The organism is Actinophytocola oryzae (assembly GCF_004364325.1).
Classification (GTDB): Bacteria; Actinomycetota; Actinomycetes; order Mycobacteriales; family Pseudonocardiaceae; genus Actinophytocola; species Actinophytocola oryzae.
On sequence record NZ_SOCP01000032.1, the window covers coordinates 45,730 to 65,183 of the forward strand.

The window sequence follows — 19,454 nt, forward strand, 5'->3', positions numbered from 1 at the left end:
CGTCCTCCTGCCGAACACATCACGACCGTGCGGACCAACGTTAGGCAGATCGCCAGGGAAATGGGCCGTCCGCCGAACAAAATTCGATGCGGGTGGGCAAAATGGCGGCATGGACGAAGTTGATTCGGCGATCATCCGCGCGCTGCAGGAGGACGCCCGCCAGCCCAACCAGGACATCGCCCGCGCGGTCGGCATCGCGCCGTCGACCTGCCTCGAGCGCACCCGCCTGCTGCGCCGGCGCGGCGTCATCCGCGGCTACCACGCCGACATCGACCTCGCGGCACTCAACCGCGGCGTCCAGGCCCTGATCGCCGCCCAGATCCGGCCGCTGTCCCGGCGCGTGATCGAGGCCTTCCAGAACAGCGTCGCCGCACTGCCGGAGGTGCTCGCCGTGTTCACCCTGGCAGGCAGCGACGACTTCATCATCCACGTGGCCGCCCAGGACATCGACCACCTGCACGCGTTCCTGGTCGACCGGTTCACCAGCCGCCGCGAGATCGTCGGCTTCCGCACGTCGATCGTCTACCGCCACCAGGTGAACAACGTCCTCGAGCCCCTACAGTGACCCGGTCGCGAGCATCCCGCCGTCCACGCGGACGGTCTCGCCGGTGATCCACGACGCCTGCTCCGAGGCCAGGAACGCCACCAGCTGCGCGACGTCCTCCGGGGCACCGAGGCGCTTCATCGGGTACCGGTTCGCGACGGCGTCCTCGTCGGCGTTGTAGAGCATCTCGGCGAACTTCGTCTTCACGACGGCGGGCGCCACCGCGTTGACCCGCACGCCGGGGCCGAGCTGCCACGCCAGCTCCTCGGTCAGCCGGATCAGTGCCGCCTTGCTCGCCCCGTACGCCGAGATCACCCCGGAGGACCGCAGCCCGGCCACCGACGCGATGTTCACGATCGACCCGCCGTGCTCCGCCATCCACGCCTTCAGCGCGAGCTGCACGTAGCCGAGCGCGCCGACCACGTTCACGTCGAAGATCTTGCGCACCGCGGCCAGGTCCGCGTCCACGAGCGGGCCGTAGGTCGGGTTGATGCCGGTGTTGTTGACCAGCACGTCCAGCGAGCCGAACTCCTCGACCGTGCGGCGCACGACCTCCGCCCGGTCCTCGTCGCTCCCGGTGTTCGCGGGCACGGCCAGCACCCGCGCGTCCGGGACCAGCGCACGCAGCTCGTCGGCGGCCGCCGCGATCTGGTCGGGCTTGCGTGAGGAGATCGTGACCGCCGCCCCACCCCTGGCCAGCTCCGCCGCGATCGCGTGGCCTATGCCGCGGCTGGCCCCCGTGACCAGCGCGACCTTTCCCTTAAAGTCCTGTGTCATGGCTGATGACTCTAGCTAAGCGCTTGCTTAGTCCGCGAGTGCGCGCGAAACCCTGTTGCCGAAGCCACGTATAGTCGAGGACGTGGTGATCCGTACGGCCTAGCAGGCAGGCGCGCCCACCGGTTCCGACCGGCGGGCCACTCAGTCCTGCCCACGACCAATCCCCGGAGCTTCCGACATGATCACCGCCACTGACCTCGAACTGCGTGCAGGCACCCGCATCCTCCTCTCCGACGCCACCCTGCGTGTCCAACCGGGCGACCGCATCGGCCTCGTCGGGCGCAACGGCGCAGGCAAGACCACCTCGCTGCGCGTCCTCGCGGGCGAGGGGGAGCCCTACGGCGGTCACCTGCTCCGCAAGGGCGAGATCGGCTACCTGCCGCAGGACCCGCGCGAAGGCAACCTGTCGGTCACGGCCAAGGACCGCGTCCTGTCCGCACGGGGGCTCGACGAGCTGCTCCGCGAGATGGAGAAGGCCCAGTCGGCCATGTCCGAGCTGGTCGACAACGCGCAGCGCGACCGCGAGGTCCGCCGCTACGGTCGGCTCGAGGAGCGCTTCGCCGCACTCGGCGGCTACGCGGCCGAGAGCGAGGCCGCGCGGATCTGCGCGAACCTCGGCCTGCCCGACCGCGTCCTCGCCCAGCAGATCGGCACGCTCTCCGGTGGCCAGCGCCGCCGCGTGGAGCTGGCCCGCATCCTGTTCGCCGCCTCCGAGGCCGGTTCCGGCGGCGGTGGCGCGGGCACCACGCTGCTGCTCGACGAGCCGACCAACCACCTCGACGCCGACTCGATCACCTGGCTGCGCGGGTTCCTCAAGGGACACAACGGCGGCCTCGTCGTGATCAGCCACGACGTCGAGCTGCTCGCCGAGGTCGTCAACAAGGTGTGGTTCCTCGACGCGACGCGTGGTCAGGTCGACACCTACAACATGACCTGGCAGCGCTACCTCGACGCGCGTGCCGCCGACGAGAAGCGCCGCCGTCGCGAGCGCGCCAACGCCGAGAAGAAGGCGGGCGCCCTGCAGGCGCAGGCCGACAAGATGCGTGCGAAGGCCACCAAGGCCGTTGCGGCACAGAACATGGCGCGCCGCGCGGAACGCCTGCTGTCCGGTCTGGAGGAGGTCCGCCAGTCCGACAAGGTCGCGCGGATCCGCTTCCCCGAGCCCGCGCCGTGCGGCAAGACCCCGCTCACCGCGGAGGGCCTGTCGAAGACCTACGGCTCGCTCGAGGTGTTCTCCGGCGTCGACCTGGCCATCGATCGCGGCTCACGGGTCGTCGTCCTTGGACTCAACGGTGCTGGTAAGACCACGCTGCTGCGCCTGATCGGCGGCCGGGAGACGGCCGACTCCGGCGAGGTCGTGCCCGGCCACGGGCTGCGGATCGGTTACTACGCCCAGGAACACGAGACCCTCGACCACGAGGCGTCGGTGTGGGAGAACGTCCGCCACGCCGCGCCGGACACCCCGGAGCAGCAGCTGCGTTCGCTGCTCGGCACGTTCCTGTTCACCGGCGAGCAGCTCGAGCAGCCGGCGGGCACGCTCTCCGGCGGCGAGAAGACCAGGCTCGCGCTCGCTGGTCTGGTGTCCAGTGCGGCCAACGTCCTGCTGCTCGACGAGCCGACCAACAACCTCGACCCGGCCTCCCGCGAGCGGGTTCTCGACGCGTTGCGGGGATATACCGGCGCGGTAGTGCTGGTCACACACGACCCGGGTGCCGTGGAGGCGTTGGAGCCCGAGCGGGTGATCCTGCTGCCCGACGGGACAGAAGATCACTGGTCAGCGGACTATCTGGAGCTCGTGCAGCTCGCGTGAGGGGGCGCCCCCGGACCCGTCCGGGGGCCCGGAACGGTTGCTCCGTACCGGTGAGCCGTGGGGGATTTCATAGGTATTTTCGATCTCGCCTGGCATTCCACGCGATCGTGTTCGATCATTGCCACGGCAGGTGTTCTCAATAAACCTCCGTGACACGCTACGGAAGGCGGACAACGTGGCTGATTTGAAGAAGGGCGCGCGGATCACCGGCAGTACCCGCGACAAGCTGGCTGCCGACCTGAAGAAGAAGTACGAGAAGGGCGCCAGCATTCGAGCCCTGGCCGAGTCGACGGGGCGATCGTACGGATTCGTACATCGCGTCCTGTCAGAATCCGGGGTGACGTTGCGCGGCCGTGGTGGCGCAACGCGAACGAAGAAGAAGTAACTGGGTTCACGCTTGGATGCCGCGGGTGTCGGGGCTCGCGATCTGATGGTTGACGTCGTCGTCGTGGGTGACGTCCTGCTCACCGTCGGTCGGACCCGCGGTAGTCCTGGTCCCCTCCTTCCGGGTCGCCGGAGTCGCTGCTGAGAAGGCGAGCATCGCGCCTGCCATCGCCAGCGGGTACACGAGGTAACCCCAGCGAGTGGCCGGTGCGAGGACGATCGCCGTCCCCAACCCGGTCGCGGTGCGCAGCATGACGTCCGCGGGGTCGCGTGGCGGACGGACCACCAGCCAGACGGTGATCGCACAGGCCGCCGCCGCGAGCAGCGCGAGCGAAACCGCGTGCCCGACCGGGCCGAGCTGCGCGATGAGGTGCCCCGGCAGCGGACTCGCCGCCGGGGACCCAGCCTCGCCCAACCCTGCCGGATACAGGATCACGTGCTCGACGAAAGCGGCCGGGTCCTCCAACAGCACCGGTAGTACCAGCACCGCGCTCGTGATGATCACTGTACCAAAGAAGATCAACAACGCACGCCAACCTCTGGTCGCGAACAGCGCGACGGCGAGCACCGCGAGCGCGGGCAGCGCGGTGAGCTTCATGTTGATGACAAAGGCGATCGCGAGTCCGGCCGCAATGGACTGACTGGTGCCACCCGAGGTGGGACTGGATCTCAAAGCCACGACGGCCGCGAGTACGACGAGCGCGATGACGGGGAGATCGTCACCCGCCACGGTGACCGTCAGCAGGGTGAGCGGGCTGACGGCGGCGAGCTGTGCGGCGAGCACCGGCGCCTTGGGCCAGCCCATGACCTTGAGGGCCGCCACCACGGCCAGCACGGTGCCGACGGCGAACCAGACACGGGCGTCGGTGAACGGCCCGTCCCCGAACAGCGCCCTCGGCAGGCCGAAGATCGTCATGGCCGGGCCGTAGGGCGTGTAGTCGTCGGGGTCCGGTGGCCTGCCGAGCAGCCCGAGGTCCGGGTAGGGCGTGCCGTGGTCGATGAGCCAGCGGGCCGACCGCTCGACCACCCAGACCTCGGGCTGCGACGGGAACGACCACGGCCAGTCGCCCCACACGAAGCGGGGGTCGCGCCTGAACACGAGCACGACCAGCGGCACCAGCCCGGCGAGCAGCCCGGCCACTGAAACGGCCGTCCACCTGGAGCGGAGCGCGTTTGTCGGTGCCGTGCGAGACACTGCCTGCACAACCGTGAGGACGAGTGCGAGCAGGTAGCCGGCCGTCGCGAAGTTGCCCCACACGCGATACCCGTAGAACTCGGAGAACATCGCGTTGCCGGCGGCGAACGCGAGGCTGACGCCGTAGAAGAGCAGGTCGAGGCGCCAGGCACGGCGTCGGGTCGGCTCCACAGCGGCAGGCTACCCGCCCGTGTTCGCTCTGCGATCAACCGGGAAGCACACGGCTGCCGTACGTGTTGTTCCTGGTCAGGGCGGAGTGAGGGGTATCAGGTGGAGAACAGCTGGATGTTCATGCGTGGCGCGATGCACGCGTCGGACGCACCGAAGGGCCTGCGCAAGGGCACCCTGCGGCGCGTGTACCAGTTCGCGGGACCACACCGGGGCAAGCTGGTGGTGTTCCTGCTGCTGACCATGGTGTCGGCGGTGCTGGCGGTGACCACGCCGCTGCTCGCGGGCCGCGTGGTCGACGTGATCGTCGGCGGTGGCGCGGTGTCGGTGGTGGTGTGGCTGGCGCTGGCCATCGCGGGTGTGGCGATCCTGGACTCGGGGTTGGGCCTGGTCGAGCGGTGGCAGTCCTCGCGCATCGGCGAGGGCCTGATCTACGACTTACGCCGGGCCGTGTTCGGCCACGTGCAGCGGATGCCGGTCGCGTTCTTCACCCGCACGCGCACCGGCGCGCTGGTGTCGCGGCTGAACAACGACGTCATGGGTGCGCAGCGGGCGTTCACGTCGACGCTGGCCGGGCTGGTGACGAACGTGATCCAGCTGGTGCTGTCGGTCGGCGTGATGCTGACGCTGTCCTGGCAGGTGACCGTGCTGGCGCTGGTCCTGCTGCCCATCTTCGTGCTGCCGGCACGTCGCATGGGCAGGCGGATGGCCGACCTCCAGCGCGAGTCGGCAGGCCTGAACGCGTCGATGACCACCCAGATGACCGAGCGGTTCTCGGCGCCCGGCGCGACGCTGGTGAAGCTGTTCGGGCACCCGCGTGCCGAGTTGGCCGACTTCTCCGACCGCGCGTTGCGGGTGCGGGACATCGGCATCAGGTCGGCGATGCTGACCAGGTGGTTCATGACGAGCCTGACGCTGGTGTCGGCGCTCGCGCAGGCGCTGGTGTACGGGCTGGGTGGCTACCTGGCGATCACCGGCGCGCTCGCGCCGGGCACGGTCGTCGCGCTGGCACTGCTGCTGACCAGGCTGTACACGCCGCTGACCGCGCTGGCGAACGTCCGGGTCGACATCATGACGGCGCTGGTCTCGTTCGAGCGGGTCTTCGAGGTGCTCGACCTGCACCCGATGATCGAGGAGAAGCCGGACCCGGTCCCGGTGCCGCAGGGCGGGGTCTCGGTGGAGTTCGAGAACGTCCACTTCAGCTACCCACCGCCGGAGAAGGTCTCGCTCGCGTCGCTGGAGGACGTGGCTGTCCTGGACAAGCGCGGCGGCGAGGAGGTGTTGCACGGCGTGAGCTTCCGCGCGGGCCCGGGGGAGATGGTCGCGCTGGTCGGCTCGTCGGGTGCGGGCAAGTCCACGATCGCCTCGCTGGTCCCGAGACTGTACGACGTGGACAGCGGGATGATCCGGCTGTCCGGTACGGACGTGCGGGACCTGTCGTTCGACTCGCTGCGTGAGACGGTCGGCGTGGTGACGCAGGACGGCCACCTGTTCCACGACACGATCCGCGCGAACCTGCTGTACCCGAGGCCGAGCGCGTCCGAGGAGGAGCTGTGGGAGGCGCTGACACGTGCCCGCCTGGCCGGCCTGGTCCGATCGCTGCCGGACGGCCTGGACACGGTGGTGGGGGAGCGCGGCTACCGCCTGTCCGGCGGCGAACGCCAACGCCTGACCATCGCCCGCCTGCTGCTGGCCCAGCCCAGGGTGGTGATCCTCGACGAGGCGACCGCACACCTGGACTCGGAGTCGGAGGTCGCGGTACAGGAAGCGCTGGCAGACGCGCTGGCGGACCGGACGGCGATCGTCATCGCCCACCGCCTGTCCACGATCCGTGCGGCGAGCCAGATCCTGGTCGTCGAGTCGGGTGAGGTGGTGGAACGGGGCACCCACGGTGCCCTCCTGGAGGCGGGCGGGCGCTACGCGGACCTCTACCGAACACAGTTCGCGAACCAACCGGCGGCAGCGTGAGAAAGCGACGAAAAACCGAACGACCAACCAGCTGAACCGGGTATGAAGACGGCCGGTCGACGCACGGGGAAATGACCGTCCGGGAATTTGGAATCCCCGACCGAGAACCGCTCTGTGGACGGAATCGAAACCTGGCGTCACGCCCGCTCCACCCATCCCGGCGGAGCGGGGTCGGCCCTCGACTCCTGACCAGGACAGCGGTCCCGCGGATCACTCCATCGCGGCCGCGTCCGCCGGCCACTGTGCTGGGTGGATCCGTGTCTGGTCGCGGATCGACCCGGCGACCAGGGCGCTCGAGCCTCCGGTCGGAATGGAACGGACGCGACCAGGGGTTTTGCGATCACCAGGCCACGGGTCATGATCCGATTTCCGTCCCGACCGGACCGGAACGGCCGTGCGAGCCCCCACACCGTCGCGGTCACGATGGCCGTCGCCGCTCCTCCGGCAGGTGTTTCAGGAAGGCAGGTCCTCGGGCCGGTCCACGTCGGCGCCGTCGGCCAGGTCCTCGCACGGCACGGTGGCGACGTCGTGCCGCTCGAGGTAGGGACGTGCCCCGGCGTCCCCGGTGGCGAGTTCGGACACGGCCTCCCAGCGCTCCCGCCCGATCAGCACGGGATGCCCCGGCACGCCGCCATAGGTGGCCCTGGCCAACACGTCGGCCGACGCGAGCCCCACGAACCGGCGGACCACCTCGGCGGTGGTCCCGGGGGTGTCGACGGGCAGGACGAGAGCGGCCGTGGCGTCCGTCGCACCCAGGGCGGAAAGCCCGACCCGCACGGAAGAACCCATACCGGTGTCCCAGTCCGGGTTGTCCACGAGCAGCGCCCCGCTGAGCGCGGCGGTGGTCCGCACATCCTCGGCGAGTGCCCCCAGGACCACCACGACCGGCGAGCAGCCGCCGTCGTACAGCACGTCCGTCGCGGCCTCGACGAACAGCTTGCCGCGATGTCGCACCAGGGCCTTGGGCATCCCGTACCGCCGCCCGGCCCCCGCTGCCAACAGCAACCCAGCAACTCTCACAACCCCAGCGTAAACCCCCGAACCCGGCCGATCGGGTGCGTTGCTCAGCGGAACGCGTCGACGTTGTCGCGAGCCCACTGCGCGTACGTCCTCGCCGGGCGGCCGAGGACCTCCGCCACCGTCGGCAGGGGCAGCAGCGGCGCCGACCAGTCGACGTCCTCGAACGACGGGCCGTCCGCCGAGTAGTCGGCGAACCCCAGCAGGAAGTCGGCGTTCTCCGCGGCCCATCCTCCTTGCGCCAGAAGGATGTCCCTGGCCTCGACCGGACTCACCTCCTCGAACCGGACCTCCTCGCCGAGCGCGGCACCGATGGCGCCCACCTGCTCCCGCCGGGTGACCAGCTCCGGTCCCGTCAGGTCGTACCACCGGCCCGTGTGTCCGTCGGACAGCAGCGCCGCCACGGCCACCGCCGCGATGTCCGCCTCGTGGATCGCGAGGCTCGGGGCCGACGGCGCCGCGTAGCGCACGACCCGCGACGACCGGATCATCCGGCCCCACAGGCGAAGCGTGTTCGACGCGAAGTCACCCGGCCGCAGGTGTGTCCACTCCAGACCCGACGCCTCCACGACCTGTTCCACCGGCAGCTGGAAGTCCGTGTCGAAGCCACCGGTCACCGCCCCGGACGAGAGCGTCACGATCCGCGTCACGCCCGACGCCACGGCGCGGGCCACCACCTCCCGTGCCGTCCTCGGCTCGGGGAACAGGTACATCCGCGACACGTCCGCCAGCGGCAGCGACGACGGCGTGAGCAGGTCCCCGCGCGCCACCGTCACCCCGGCGGGGAAGACGGCGTCGGCCCGACGGGTCAGCACCACCACGGACGCACCCGCCGCCACCAGCTGCTCCACCACGTGCCGACCGACCTGACCGGTCGCGCCGGTCACCAACACCTTCACGGGGACCCTCCCAAAGTGGGTACGCTGTACGCATAAACGGTACCACCGTACGATCGGGGGTGATGACCACTGAGGACCACGCGGGCGACATGGCGACGACCATGGCCCTGCTCTGGGGCACCAAGCCGGCGCCGGCCCGGGGCCGAAAACCGGGCATGACGGTCGAGCGGATCGTGGCCACCGCGATCGCCATCGCCGACGCGGACGGGCTCGACGCGCTCTCCATGCGCCGCGTCGCCGACACGCTCGGCGTCGGCACCATGTCGCTCTACCGCTACCTGCCGGGCAAGGCCGAGCTGTACGAGCTGATGCTCGACACCGTCATGGGCGAGGACGCGGGTGTGGCAGGCCCGGCGACCCGGCACTGGCGCGAGAGCCTCGCGGGCGTCGCACGGCAGAGCCTCGACGGCTACCGCCGGCATCCGTGGCTGCTCGAGGCGTCCCTGTCGCGGGGCATGGTCGGGCCGAACCAGGCCGCGGTGCTCGACCGGCTCCTCGCCGTGCTCGACGGCACCGGCCTCACCAACGGGCGGAAGATGGCCGTCGTCGGCCTCGTGGTCAGCTACGTGCAGGGCCGCGCCCGCCAACTGGCCGAGGCCGCCCGCACCGAGCAGCGTTCCGGCAGGTCCGACCTCCAGTTCTGGCACGAGTTCGCGCCGCTGCTGGAGCCGCACCTGAGTCGGTTCCCCTCCCTCGCGAGCGTCTGGCGGGACGAGGAGCTGACCTGGGAGGACGAGTTCGAGTTCGGCCTCCAACGCGTCCTCGACGGCATCGAGGCGTACATCGACAGGGAGACACGTGGAAATCAGTAAGAGGGGGGCGACCACCGGGGTGCGTGCGGTGGTGCTCGTGTTGCACGGCGGTCAGGAGGTCAGCACGCGACCGGCCACCCGCTGGTACCCCGCGTACTGGCGGATGGTGCCGTTCGCGCGGTCGCTCGGCCGCACGAGAGGTCTGGCGGTCTGGCAGGTGCTCAACACCCACCGCGGCTGGAACGACCTCGATCCCGTCACCGACGCACGCCGTGCGCTCGCGGAGATCCGCCGGGAGTACCCGGAGGTGCCGATCGCGCTCGTGGGTCACTCGATGGGTGGGCGAGTGTCACTGCGGGTGGCCGACGACCCGGCCGTCGTCGGCGTGTGCGCCCTCGCGCCGTGGACGCCGCAGGGCGAGCCGGTCGACCAGTTGGCCGGTCGTACCGTGCTCATCGCGCACGGTGACCGCGACCGGGTCACCGACCCCGCGCTGTCCTACGCCTACGCCGAACGTGCCAAGAAGGTCACCGACCGGGTGGCGCGGTTCGACGTCCGCGGCGAGTCGCACGCCCTGCTGCTCCGCTACCGCGAGTGGACCCGCCTGGTCAGGCGCTTCACGCTGGGTGTCCTGGGTTTCACGGAGCTGGACCGGGATATCCTCGACGCACTCGGCAAGCCGGTGCCGGACGGACTCCGCGTGCCCGTCTAGTAACGGTCTCGTACGGTATGCACCGTGTTTCGCAACCTGCGCGAGGGTCCCCACGTCCTGTGTTGCAACGAAAGGGTGGGGAAATGAGCTACCAGCAGCCACCGCGACGGCCCGGTTCGGGGCAGGGCCGTCCCCCGCAGGGCCGAGGCGGCCCAGGGTATGGCCCCGAGCCCGGTTACGGACGCTCGGGCCCCGGTGGTCGCAAGCCCGCCTACCACAACACGAGGATGCTGCCCCTGCCAGGGCAGGACGACCCGCGTGACTTCAACGGCCCGCCGCCACGCCGCCCGGCCCCGCCGGACGACTACCGGCGCCCGCCCGTCGGCGACGAGGGCTACCCGCCACCACCGCGGCGGCGCAGGAGGCCGCGCTGGGGGCGGCGGATCCTCATCGGCGTCCTGGTGCTGCTCCTGATCGTCGCGGGCGGTCTGGTGTGGATGGACTTCTCACTCAACCGGGTGACCGCGATCGAGGACTACCCGGGCAGGCCCGCCGAGGCCTCCGGCACGAACTGGCTGATCGTCGGGTCCGACAGCCGCGAGGGCCTGTCCGAGGAGGAGAAGGCCAAGCTCACCACGGGTGACGCGGCGGGCAAGCGCACCGACACGATCATGGTCGCGCACATCCCGGACAACGACACCCTGCCGACGCTGCTGTCGCTGCCGCGCGACTCGAACGTCGAGGTGCCGGGCCACGGCGTCAACAAGATCAACGCCGCGTTCGCGCTCGGTGGCGCGCCGCTGCTGGTCAAGACCGTAGAAGGTGCGACCGGGCTGCGGATCGAGCACTACGCGGAGATCAGCTTCGGCGGCTTCGCGAACATCGTCGACGACATCGGCGGCGTCGAGATGGACATCCCGGAGGAGATGCACGACACCGTGACCGGTGTGACCATCCCCGCGGGCCACCAGACGCTGGACGGCACGCAGGCGCTCGGGTTCGTCCGCATGCGGCACTCGTCGTCGACCCCGAGGTCCGACCTCGACCGCGTGGCGAACCAGCGCAAGTTCATCGGCGCCCTCGCGGCCGAGATCGCGACGCCCGGCACGCTGCTGAACCCGTTCACGCTGTTCCCGATGATCGGCAGCATCACCGACGCACTGACCGTCGACGACGGCGACCACCTGTGGAACCTCGCGAGCCTCGGCTTCGCGATGAACGGCATCTCCGACGGCGGCACGGTCGCCACCACGGTGCCGGTGACGGACGGCCGGGCCATTCACTGGGACCCGGCCAAGTCGAAGGCGCTGTTCGACGCGCTCCGTGCCGACACCCCGATCCCGCAGGACGCGCTCTACCAGTAGTACCGGTTTCCCAGGCCGTGTACGCCCGCAGCACCTCGAGTGCCTGCAGGCGTGCACGGCCTGCTCGTTCGTCGCGTCCGCCTCCTGTGCCGACGCACCGGCCGTTCCCGCCCCGCGCGATGTCCACTGTGGCCGATCAGGCATTGTCGTCGATCAATGCCCGGTATGTTGGATCTTGCCGCCTTGTCTATTTTCTTGGGCGTGTGGTAACGTCGATCCTCGGTCGGGGATGACATCTTATCTTGGGGGATAAGTGTCCACTGGGGACGTATTCTTCGGCATTAGCCTTGGGGTTTTCCTGTCAGCTGCCGCAGGCTGGCCCACCTAATTCTTCGTGCTTTTGGTTCACGTGATGATGGGCGCTGCCCTGCGTTCCCGCACATCAACGTAACGAAAGAGTGCGCACATGAAACCTGTTCGTAGATTTTCCGCTGCGCTACTTTCCCTGTTCGCGTTCTCGCTGATGGTGGTCGCCAATCCGCCATCGGCGCAGGCGCAGGGAAGCTGCCCTTCCGGCAGCTACTGCATCTGGGTCGACGTCAACTTCGTGTGGCCGTACTGCTGGTGGCCGGGTGACGACGGAACCTACTGGAACGACTGGTGTTCGAGCAACGGCGGCAACGAGCACCTGGCGGCCGACGCCGCCACCTCCTATCACAACAACGGTGTCCCGGCCGAGTTCGACGCTATTCGCTCGTTCCGGGAAGAGTGGTACGGCGGCTCGACGCTCACCTGGTATGCGGCCCGGGGTGCCCGGGTGGGCTGGGTCGGTGCGAGCGCCAACGACGATGCCGAGTCGCACTACTGGTACAACGGCTGAGGGGATGACATGAGGAAAATCGCGAGAACGACCTGGGTTTCCGTTGTCGCCGCCGCCCTGGCCTCGGCCGCCGCCTGTGCGATCCCCGACGCGAGTGCCGGCACGGCGCAGGGTGAGCCGGAACTCGGCGCACTGCCACACATCGAGTCCTACCACGACGTCGTGCTGCCACTCGACTCCTACCACCCGTCGCCGGACCAGCGGCTCACCGTGGCCCGTGCCGACGACGTCCTGGTGCACGAGTGTATGGCCGTTTCGGCTTCGACTACGCACTGCCGCGGCGTTCTCCGGAGCCGGAGCTGGAAAACAGAGTGGTCGGCCTGGTCAGCGCGAGCGAGGCGGCCCAGTTCGGTTACAAGCCGGCCTGGTACGCCGACCATGCACGCCGGGTCGCCGACGCCAAGAGCAGGCAGGAAAAGTGGTCCGCCCCGATGTTGGGCGTGCTGAACGGCGACGGCCCGTCCAAGGTGAAGGGAGTCGACGTCCCCGTGGGCGGATGCAATGCCGAGGCACGTCGGATACTGGGCAGGAATACCGAGGGAAAACCGGGAGACGAGGGTTTCGTCCTGCACCTGGAGGGGACGGCGGGCCAGTTGGCGGAGAAGGACAGCCGGCTCAGGGCGGTGTTCGCGAAATGGAGCGAATGCATGGCCGCGTCCGGCTACTACTACCGCGACCCGTGGCAGGCCAACGGTGATCCCGCGTTCGGCGCGGACATCGCGTCGGCCGCGGAGATCGCGACCGCGACGGCCGACGTCGCCTGCCGGGACAAGCACAACGTCAACGGCGTCTGGGTCGCCCTGCAGGCGGCTTACCAGGACCAGCTGATCGAGTCGAACGCGGATGCCCTGCGCCGGCACGGTTCCGCGACCGCAGGTCAACTGCGGCATGCCACGAATGTCCTCGCGGGCAACAGATAGCGGAGAGGTCGGCGAGCCTTGATGGACGACAAGGTGCTCGAGGCCCAGCAATGGGTCAACGCCACCTATCGCGGCGTGAGCGGCTACCAGGCGTGCGAGGAGAACGGTCGCACGGGATGGGCCACGATGTGGTCGCTCACGATGGGCCTCCAGCGAGAACTGGGGATCTCGCCCGTGGTCGCGAACTTCGGACCGGGCACCCTGGCCGCGGTGGAGGCGCTGGGCGACATCGGTTTCGGCTGGAACCGCAACTCGAACATCGTGCGGATCATCCAGCACGCCCTGTTCTGCAAGGGTTACTGGGGCGCCAACGGCTACGGTGAGTACGGCGCCGTCACGACCGAGGCCGTGAAGGCGATGCGGCTCGACATGGGGCTGCCCGACGGCGGCACCGGCACCGCGGGCGGCCAGACCACGCCGAGGATCTTCAAGGCGTTGCTGACCATGGACGCCTACATCCTGCTCGGCGGCGGTCGTGAGGTCATCCGGGACATCCAGCGCTGGCTCAACGGCCGGTACTGGACCCGGTCGAGCTACTTCATCGGCCCCTGCGACGGTCACTACTCCCGGGACGTGCAGCAGGCACTGATGCGCGCCATCCAGTACGAGCTGGGCATCGCCAACCCGACCGGCACCTTCGGGCCCGCGACGCAGACCGGGCTGCGCCAGAACCCGCAGTCCGTCGGCAGGTCAGGGCCGCTCACCCAGCTGTTCCACGCGGCCTGCGTGTTCAACGAGCCCGTGCCCGGCGCCTCCGGTGTCGGGTTCCGGAACCAGTACACATCGGACACCGCCAACTTCATCCGCGTGTTCCAGCGGTTCTCGGCCCTGCCCGACAACGGGGTCGGCGACTACGCGACGTGGGCGCAGCTGCTGGTGTCCACCGGTGACCCCGACCGTGCGGCCGACGCGTCCGACACGCGGTTCACGATCACGGCCTCCCGGGCGCAGGCGATGTTCCAGGCCGGGTACCGCGCGGTGGGCCGATACCTCGACGAGCCGCCCGACGGCACGCGCAACAAGGAGATCCAGCCCGGCGAGCTCCAGGCGATCTTCGCCGCCGGGCTGCGCTGCTTCCCCATCTGGCAGTACGACGCACGCGGGCTGGGGGACTTCACCTACACGAACGGCTACCAGCACGGGCTGATGGCGCACGCCCGTGGCGAGTTCTACGGGTTCAACCGGGGCACCGTGTTCTACTTCGCGGTCGACTACGACGCGACCGACCCGGAGATCACGTCCAACATCGTGCCCTACTTCCTCGGTGTCCGGGGAGCGCTCAAGAGCCGGGGGAGCAAGTACATCGCGGGCGTGTACGGCTCGCGGAACGTGTCCGCCCGGATAAGCTCGGAGGCGTACGTCTCCCAGGCGTTCGTCTCCGGCATGTCGACGGGCTTCTCGGGAAACCTCGGCTTTCCCCTGCCCCTGAACTGGGCTTTCAACCAGATCAAGGAGTTCCAGTTCGTCAACGGCAGCGACGTCTTCGACCTGGACCGGGTGGTCCACCGGCCGGGCGCGGACTTCGGGGTCGACTCGGTCAACCGACCGGCCACCCCCGTGGACCAGTTCCTCGCCTACCTGCGGCAGGTGCACGACCTGGCCGTCGGTTACGACGCGTCCCGTGCGTCGAAGCTGACGCTGGAGTGGATGCGCTACCCCAAGTACAACGACTTCGCCTGGCGCAACATCTTCGAGGGCGTCGACGAGGGGTTCGTCGACGTGTGCCGCAACGCCGGGCTGCGGCCGCCGTCGGACTACGACTACCAGGACCCGTCGTTCGGGGTGTCGATCTCCGTGGACCACCTGTGCGCCACCGCGAACGCCTATCTGCTGAAGGGAGCGGGCAACCGCGCCGAGGTCACCCTCGGCGACCTGGGCGGCTGGTGCGGCGACTTCATCACCTTCTACGGCGAGTGGGTCCGTGACGAGCCGACGAACAGCAACGGCTACGTCTACGCCATGAACAGGCTGGCCAAGCCGAACGTGTCGACGACGTTCATGCTCAACGACCTCATCGAGGACATGGACGGCCACCACATCGGCACGGCGATCGCGAGCGGCGTCGAGATCGTCGTCGCGTTCGACACCCTGCTGACCGGCGGCGGGCACCTGCTCCGGGTGAACCGCTTCTTCAACAGCCGCTACAACGGGTCGATGATCGACCTCAACAACGCCGCCGTCGCGTGCCTGACCGGTGCGCCGGCCAACCCGATCGACGCCGGCAAGTACGGGGCCGCCCGCAAGTCGTTGGTCGAGCAGCAGAGCGGTTCGTGGTTCGATCCGCTCTCCATCACACCGTCGGACCTCCGGGATTTCTGCAAGGGTTACGCCGACACGATCGCCGCCCTGCGCGGTGAGGAAGACCGGCGTCGACGCGCCCTGGACGAGGACTGACTTGGAACAACTCGCGAACGACGTGGCCCTGCTCCTGCTTGTCGGGACCCCTTTCCTGGTGCTCGCCAAGCTCGTGCACGGCCTCGCGGCGCAACGGCCGTCCTTCGCTCCGCGCCGCACGCGCGGGGCGAAGGTCGAGCTGGTGGCGTGGCTGCTGCTCGGCACCGTCGACGCGCACACGTTCGCACTGTGGTCGAACGCGACGCTCCAGGCGCAGGACGTGTGCACGCGGTACCGGCCGGAGCTGGGCAGCGACGTCTACCTGAGCGGTGGGTACTTCTTCGACTATCCCGTCAGCGTGCGGTGCGTGTGGCCGGGCGGCCAGAGCGTCGAGGTGACAGCGTGGCCGCTCAACGTGCTCACCGCCCTGTTCGCGGCGGCCGCCGTGGCCGTCGTCGCACATGCCGTGTTCCGCCGTCGTTCCCAGCAGGAGAAGCCAATCCGGGGAGAGCAAAGATGACTTCGATCGACCGGCGCCGTTTCCTGACTCTCGGCGGCGCCACTGTCGCCGCCACCGCTCTGTGGACCGCCGTACCCGCCGTCGCACAGGCCGCACCGACGACGAGCGTCAACGGGTGACCCGTGCTCGCCGAAGGCGAAGAGTTCCGGATCGAGGGCAGCACGCTGTTCGTGCGGCTCGCTCCGGAGGCGGCTCCGGTCCTGCTGTACGTCGCCAGGCGGTTCCTGTACGAGATCTCGGCGGAGCTTCAGCCGGGCGAGATCGCCGGGCACGTCACGAACCGGCACGTCGCGGTTGCGTACGAGTCCACGTACCTGTCGGGGAGCGGCATCGCCATTCGTCCGCTGCACTACCCCGTCGGCGCCACGAACGGCTTCTTCGAGAACGAGAAGACCGTCATCCGCGACATCCTGGCCGACTGCGACGGTGTGGTCGCCTGGGGCGGTGACCTGGACCCGGTCAAGGAGTCCCACTTCCACATCACCGAACCCCCGACCAGTGGGCGGTACCGAACGCTGGTGGCGAAGCTCCGCGACTGGGACAGCACCCCCGGCAAGGGCGCGGGTGCCGCCGACGCCTTCACCAGCTGAACCCGGGGCTCACGCGGTGCGTGCCCGCAGCACCTCCAGTGCCCGGTCGGCGTGCACGGCCATCCGCAGCTCGCTCTTGATGACCTCGATGACCTTACGGTCGGTGTCGATCACGAAGGTCTGCCGTTTGGTCAGCAGGGGCTTGAAGGAGCGCCGCACGCCGAACTGTGTCGCGACCGTGCCGTCGGGGTCGGACAGCAGCGGGTAGTCGAACGAGTTGAGCCGGCTGAACTCGGCCTGCTTCTCGACCGTGTCGGCGCTTATGCCGATCCGCTGCGCGCCGACCTCGGCGAACTCCGCGGCGAGGTCCCGGAAGTGGCAGCTCTCCATCGTGCAGCCCTTGGTCATCGCCGCCGGGTAGAAGAACAGGACCACCGGCCCGGTCTGGAGGAAGTCCCGCAACGCGCGGGTCTTGCCGGTCTCGTCCGGCAGCTCGAAGTCCGGTGCGCTGTCCCCTGCCTTCATGCCATCCCCTTCCTGGGATCATGTGCTGGTGGACGTGACCACCACCCCCAGTCTGCCGCTCCGGGCCGCCCGTGTCGTGACGGAGCTGCTGTCACCCGCCGTGATCGTCGTCGCTCTGCCGCTGGCGGTCGCGTGGCAGAGCACCGGCTACGCGGTACTCCCGACCCTGGGTTGGGGCCTGCTCGTCGCCGTGTTCTACAGCGTCATCCCCATGGCCATCATGGTGAGGGGCGCCCGCCGGGGACGCTGGGACGGGCACTGGGTGCGTGAGCGCGAACGCCGGATCATCCCGTTCCTGCTGTGCCTGGTGTCCACGTCGGTCGGCCTCGTGATCATGCTGCTGGCGGACGCCCCTCGGCCCGTGATCGCCCTGAGCTGGTCGATGATCGCGACCCTGGTCGTGGTACTGGCCATCACCCGTTGGTGGAAGGTGTCCGTCCACGCGACGGTCGCGGGCGGCGCGGTCGCGACGATCGCGCTGCTGTACGGGCCGTGGTACCTGCTGCTCGTCGTGGGTGTCGCGCTCGTGTGCTGGTCCCGGGTGATGGTGCGGGACCACACGGTCGCGCAGGTGGTGGTCGGTGCGCTGCTCGGCCCGGTCGTCGGCGGGGCGGTGTTCCTCTGGCTGCGGTGATCACGGGATGAGCAGCACCCGGCCGAGCTGTTCGCGGGCCTCCAGGATCCGGTGTGCGGTAGCGGCCTCGGTGAGCGGCAGTCGTGTGTGGACGGTGGTCTTGAGCCTCCCCGACGCGAAGAGCTCGGCCAGCTCCGCCACCTCGTCGGCCGCCTGCTTCGGGGCCGCCTCGCGCCAGGCCAGCAAGGAGAAGCCGGTCACCGACCGCAGCTGGACCAGGTAGCGCACCGGTACGGCGCCGAGGGAGCCGGACGCCACGCCGTAGACCACGACCCGGCCGAACGGCGCCAGGAGCTCGAGGCTGTGGACCGGCATCTCGCCGCCGATCGAGTCGAGCACCAGGTCGACGCCGCCGGGTGCCGCCTCGCGGACCTGCTCGGCCCAGTCCTCCTGCGTGTAGTCGATCGCCACGTCCGCGCCGAGCTGCCTGGCGAACGCGAGCTTCTCGGCCGAGCCCGCGGTGGCGATCACGGTGCCCGCGCCCTCCAGCCTGGCCAGCTGCACGGCGAGGTGCCCGATCGCACCCGCGGCGGCGTGGACCAGGACCGTCTGTCCGGCCGCGAGCTGCCCGGCCCGCAGGACCCGCAGCGCGACGGGCGCGGCGGAGGAGAGCATGCTGGCCGACCCCTCGTCCACGCCGGCGGGCACCTCGGCGAGCCAGGCGGCGTCGGCGACCGCGAAGTCGGCGAAGGCGTCGGGATCGACGAGCGCGGCCACCCGCCTGCCGACCACCGCGGGGTCGACACCGGGGCCGACGGCCTCGACCGTGCCGACGACGTCGCCGGTGGGGGAGCCGGGCAGCGGGCGCTGGAAGACGGTGCCTGCCGAGGGGCCGCGCCGGAACTTGGTGTCGACGAAGTTGGCCCCGATGGCCTCGGCGCGGACGAGCACCTGCCCGTCACCGGGGGTCGGGATGTCGACCTCCTCGACTTTCAGCACTTCAGGGCCGCCGTATTCGTGGTAGCGGACGCGACGCACGGTATTCTCCTGCCTGACGACGTTAACTGGACTGAGGGTCAAGTTACTCGTAACTGGACCGCGAGTCCAGTACGGGAGGAGTGTGTATGCGTCAGGACGCGGCCAGGAACCGCCGCGCGATCCTGCTGGCGACAGAGCAGCTGCTGAGCCGCCACCGCCCGGACGAGGTGACGATCGAGCAGGTGGCGGTCGCCGCCGGCGTCGGGAAGGGGACCGTCTTCCACCGGTTCGGCAGCCGCATGGGCCTGATGCTGGCGCTGATGCAGGAGCGTGCGCTCGGCCTGGAGGAGGCCGTGCGGACGGCCGAGCCGCCGCTGGGCCCTGGTGCGCCGTCCCGTGAGCGGCTACTGGCCTTCCTGACCGCGGTGGTGGAGGTGGTGGGCCGCAACAAGGGCCTGATCGCGGCACTGGGCCACGAGGTCGCGTCGATGCCCAAGCCGCACGACGGGCCTGCCCGCGAACACCCGATCTACGAGATGTGGCACGGCCACGTCTGCGCCCTGCTGGCCGAGGAACGCCCCGACCTGGACGCGGACCTCATCGCCGACGTGCTGCTGGCGTCACTCCACAGCGAGCCGGTCCTGCACCTGCTGGAACGCGGCGAGACGGACAGGCTGACCGCAGCACTCCACGTGCTCGCACTCGGCGCGCTGAACTCCTGAG

Annotated in this window: 21 protein-coding genes; 15 read left to right on the plus strand and 6 right to left on the minus strand. The window is 69.6% G+C overall.

Annotated features, from left to right (window positions below; all coding sequences use genetic code 11):
• The first annotated feature begins 109 nt into the window (after positions 1–109).
• Positions 110–565 (plus strand): Lrp/AsnC family transcriptional regulator, encoded by a 456-nt coding sequence (locus CLV71_RS45860; protein WP_133909268.1) that lies wholly within the window; start codon positions 110–112, stop codon positions 563–565.
• On the opposite strand, the gene CLV71_RS45865 is transcribed toward CLV71_RS45860, so the two are convergent.
• Positions 557–1,321, minus strand: coding sequence for an SDR family oxidoreductase (locus tag CLV71_RS45865; RefSeq protein WP_133909269.1), 765 nt, complete (start codon positions 1,319–1,321; stop codon positions 557–559). The genes CLV71_RS45860 and CLV71_RS45865 overlap by 9 nt on opposite strands.
• 178 nt (positions 1,322–1,499) lie before the next feature.
• On the opposite strand from CLV71_RS45865, the gene CLV71_RS45870 reads away from it, so the two are divergent.
• Both CLV71_RS45870 and CLV71_RS45875 read left to right on the plus strand, forming a co-directional pair.
• Entirely contained in the window at positions 1,500–3,131 is a 1,632-nt protein-coding gene (locus tag CLV71_RS45870) for an ABC-F family ATP-binding cassette domain-containing protein (RefSeq protein WP_133909270.1), read from the plus strand.
• Between the two features lie 175 nt (positions 3,132–3,306).
• Entirely contained in the window at positions 3,307–3,516 is a 210-nt protein-coding gene (locus CLV71_RS45875; RefSeq protein ID WP_133909271.1) for a helix-turn-helix domain-containing protein, read from the plus strand.
• 6 nt (positions 3,517–3,522) lie between these two features.
• Here CLV71_RS45875 and CLV71_RS45880 read toward each other — a convergent pair whose 3' ends face one another.
• A complete protein-coding gene (locus tag CLV71_RS45880) occupies positions 3,523–4,881 on the minus strand; it encodes a glycosyltransferase 87 family protein (RefSeq protein WP_133909272.1) in 1,359 nt (452 codons plus the stop codon).
• Positions 4,882–5,001: 120 nt separating this feature from the next.
• On the opposite strand from CLV71_RS45880, the gene CLV71_RS45885 reads away from it, so the two are divergent.
• Positions 5,002–6,846, plus strand: coding sequence for an ABC transporter ATP-binding protein (locus tag CLV71_RS45885; protein ID WP_424923967.1), 1,845 nt, complete (start codon positions 5,002–5,004; stop codon positions 6,844–6,846).
• Between the two features lie 453 nt (positions 6,847–7,299).
• Here the strand turns inward: CLV71_RS45885 and CLV71_RS45890 are convergent, their stop codons facing one another.
• Complete coding sequence (locus tag CLV71_RS45890; protein WP_133909274.1) at positions 7,300–7,866, minus strand: nucleotidyltransferase family protein; 567 nt, start codon at positions 7,864–7,866, stop codon at positions 7,300–7,302.
• 44 nt (positions 7,867–7,910) lie between these two features.
• Complete coding sequence (locus tag CLV71_RS45895) at positions 7,911–8,762, minus strand: SDR family oxidoreductase (RefSeq protein WP_133909275.1); 852 nt, start codon at positions 8,760–8,762, stop codon at positions 7,911–7,913.
• A 62-nt stretch (positions 8,763–8,824) separates the two neighbouring features.
• Between CLV71_RS45895 and CLV71_RS45900 the strand changes: the two genes are divergently transcribed.
• From CLV71_RS45900 to CLV71_RS45935, 9 genes are all read left to right on the plus strand, one after another.
• Positions 8,825–9,574, plus strand: coding sequence for a TetR/AcrR family transcriptional regulator (locus CLV71_RS45900; RefSeq protein ID WP_133909276.1), 750 nt, complete (start codon positions 8,825–8,827; stop codon positions 9,572–9,574).
• Positions 9,561–10,226, plus strand: coding sequence for an alpha/beta hydrolase (locus CLV71_RS45905; RefSeq protein WP_243867499.1), 666 nt, complete (start codon positions 9,561–9,563; stop codon positions 10,224–10,226). Before CLV71_RS45900 ends, CLV71_RS45905 begins: the two co-directional genes overlap by 14 nt.
• An 83-nt stretch (positions 10,227–10,309) precedes the next feature.
• Positions 10,310–11,530 carry an LCP family protein gene (locus tag CLV71_RS45910; protein WP_133909277.1) on the plus strand — a complete coding sequence of 407 codons (1,221 nt, stop codon included), beginning with the start codon at positions 10,310–10,312 and terminating at the stop codon, positions 11,528–11,530.
• A 406-nt stretch (positions 11,531–11,936) separates the two neighbouring features.
• The gene (locus tag CLV71_RS45915) at positions 11,937–12,350 is read left to right on the plus strand and encodes a hypothetical protein (protein WP_133909278.1); all 414 of its coding nucleotides are present in this window, start codon (positions 11,937–11,939) and stop codon (positions 12,348–12,350) included.
• Positions 12,351–12,661: 311 nt separating this feature from the next.
• A complete protein-coding gene (locus CLV71_RS45920) occupies positions 12,662–13,270 on the plus strand; it encodes a hypothetical protein (RefSeq protein WP_133909279.1) in 609 nt (202 codons plus the stop codon).
• Positions 13,271–13,291: 21 nt separating this feature from the next.
• Entirely contained in the window at positions 13,292–15,664 is a 2,373-nt protein-coding gene (locus CLV71_RS45925; RefSeq protein WP_133909280.1) for a glycoside hydrolase domain-containing protein, read from the plus strand.
• A gap of 1 nt (position 15,665) precedes the next feature.
• On the plus strand, positions 15,666–16,124 hold the full coding sequence (locus CLV71_RS45930) for a hypothetical protein (protein ID WP_133909281.1): 459 nt from the start codon (positions 15,666–15,668) through the stop codon (positions 16,122–16,124).
• On the plus strand, positions 16,121–16,243 hold the full coding sequence (locus tag CLV71_RS50365) for a hypothetical protein (RefSeq protein ID WP_279588814.1): 123 nt from the start codon (positions 16,121–16,123) through the stop codon (positions 16,241–16,243). The genes CLV71_RS45930 and CLV71_RS50365 overlap by 4 nt, the downstream gene beginning before the upstream one ends.
• A gap of 3 nt (positions 16,244–16,246) precedes the next feature.
• The gene (locus tag CLV71_RS45935) at positions 16,247–16,714 is read left to right on the plus strand and encodes a hypothetical protein (protein WP_208298060.1); all 468 of its coding nucleotides are present in this window, start codon (positions 16,247–16,249) and stop codon (positions 16,712–16,714) included.
• Positions 16,715–16,723: 9 nt separating this feature from the next.
• On the opposite strand, the gene CLV71_RS45940 is transcribed toward CLV71_RS45935, so the two are convergent.
• Positions 16,724–17,179, minus strand: a complete 456-nt coding sequence (locus CLV71_RS45940; protein WP_133909282.1) for a peroxiredoxin — start codon at positions 17,177–17,179, stop codon at positions 16,724–16,726.
• A gap of 28 nt (positions 17,180–17,207) precedes the next feature.
• Between CLV71_RS45940 and CLV71_RS45945 the strand changes: the two genes are divergently transcribed.
• Positions 17,208–17,813, plus strand: a complete 606-nt coding sequence (locus CLV71_RS45945) for a hypothetical protein (protein ID WP_133909283.1) — start codon at positions 17,208–17,210, stop codon at positions 17,811–17,813.
• Here CLV71_RS45945 and CLV71_RS45950 read toward each other — a convergent pair whose 3' ends face one another.
• Positions 17,814–18,791: a quinone oxidoreductase family protein gene (locus tag CLV71_RS45950; protein ID WP_133909284.1), complete on the minus strand. Its 978-nt coding sequence runs from the start codon at positions 18,789–18,791 to the stop codon at positions 17,814–17,816.
• An 86-nt stretch (positions 18,792–18,877) separates the two neighbouring features.
• Here CLV71_RS45950 and CLV71_RS45955 point away from each other — a divergent pair, with 86 nt between their 5' ends.
• The gene (locus tag CLV71_RS45955) at positions 18,878–19,453 is read left to right on the plus strand and encodes a TetR/AcrR family transcriptional regulator (protein WP_133909285.1); all 576 of its coding nucleotides are present in this window, start codon (positions 18,878–18,880) and stop codon (positions 19,451–19,453) included.
• Position 19,454 lies beyond the last annotated feature (1 nt).

Excerpts from the sequence above, each read along its gene's own strand:
- CLV71_RS50365 (WP_279588814.1), top strand. The coding sequence starts at position 16,121 with ATGACTTCGATCGACCGGCGCCGTTTCCTGACTCTCGGCGGCGCCACT.
- CLV71_RS45900 (WP_133909276.1), top strand. The coding sequence starts at position 8,825 with ATGACCACTGAGGACCACGCGGGCGACATGGCGACGACCATGGCCCTG.
- CLV71_RS45870 (WP_133909270.1), top strand. The coding sequence starts at position 1,500 with ATGATCACCGCCACTGACCTCGAACTGCGTGCAGGCACCCGCATCCTC.
- CLV71_RS45910 (WP_133909277.1), top strand. The coding sequence starts at position 10,310 with ATGAGCTACCAGCAGCCACCGCGACGGCCCGGTTCGGGGCAGGGCCGT.
- CLV71_RS45865 (WP_133909269.1), bottom strand. The coding sequence starts at position 1,321 with ATGACACAGGACTTTAAGGGAAAGGTCGCGCTGGTCACGGGGGCCAGC.
- CLV71_RS45925 (WP_133909280.1), top strand. The coding sequence starts at position 13,292 with ATGGACGACAAGGTGCTCGAGGCCCAGCAATGGGTCAACGCCACCTAT.
- CLV71_RS45915 (WP_133909278.1), top strand. The coding sequence starts at position 11,937 with ATGAAACCTGTTCGTAGATTTTCCGCTGCGCTACTTTCCCTGTTCGCG.
- CLV71_RS45860 (WP_133909268.1), top strand. The coding sequence starts at position 110 with ATGGACGAAGTTGATTCGGCGATCATCCGCGCGCTGCAGGAGGACGCC.
- CLV71_RS45885 (WP_424923967.1), top strand. The coding sequence starts at position 5,002 with ATGCGTGGCGCGATGCACGCGTCGGACGCACCGAAGGGCCTGCGCAAG.
- CLV71_RS45955 (WP_133909285.1), top strand. The coding sequence starts at position 18,878 with ATGCGTCAGGACGCGGCCAGGAACCGCCGCGCGATCCTGCTGGCGACA.
- CLV71_RS45940 (WP_133909282.1), bottom strand. The coding sequence starts at position 17,179 with ATGAAGGCAGGGGACAGCGCACCGGACTTCGAGCTGCCGGACGAGACC.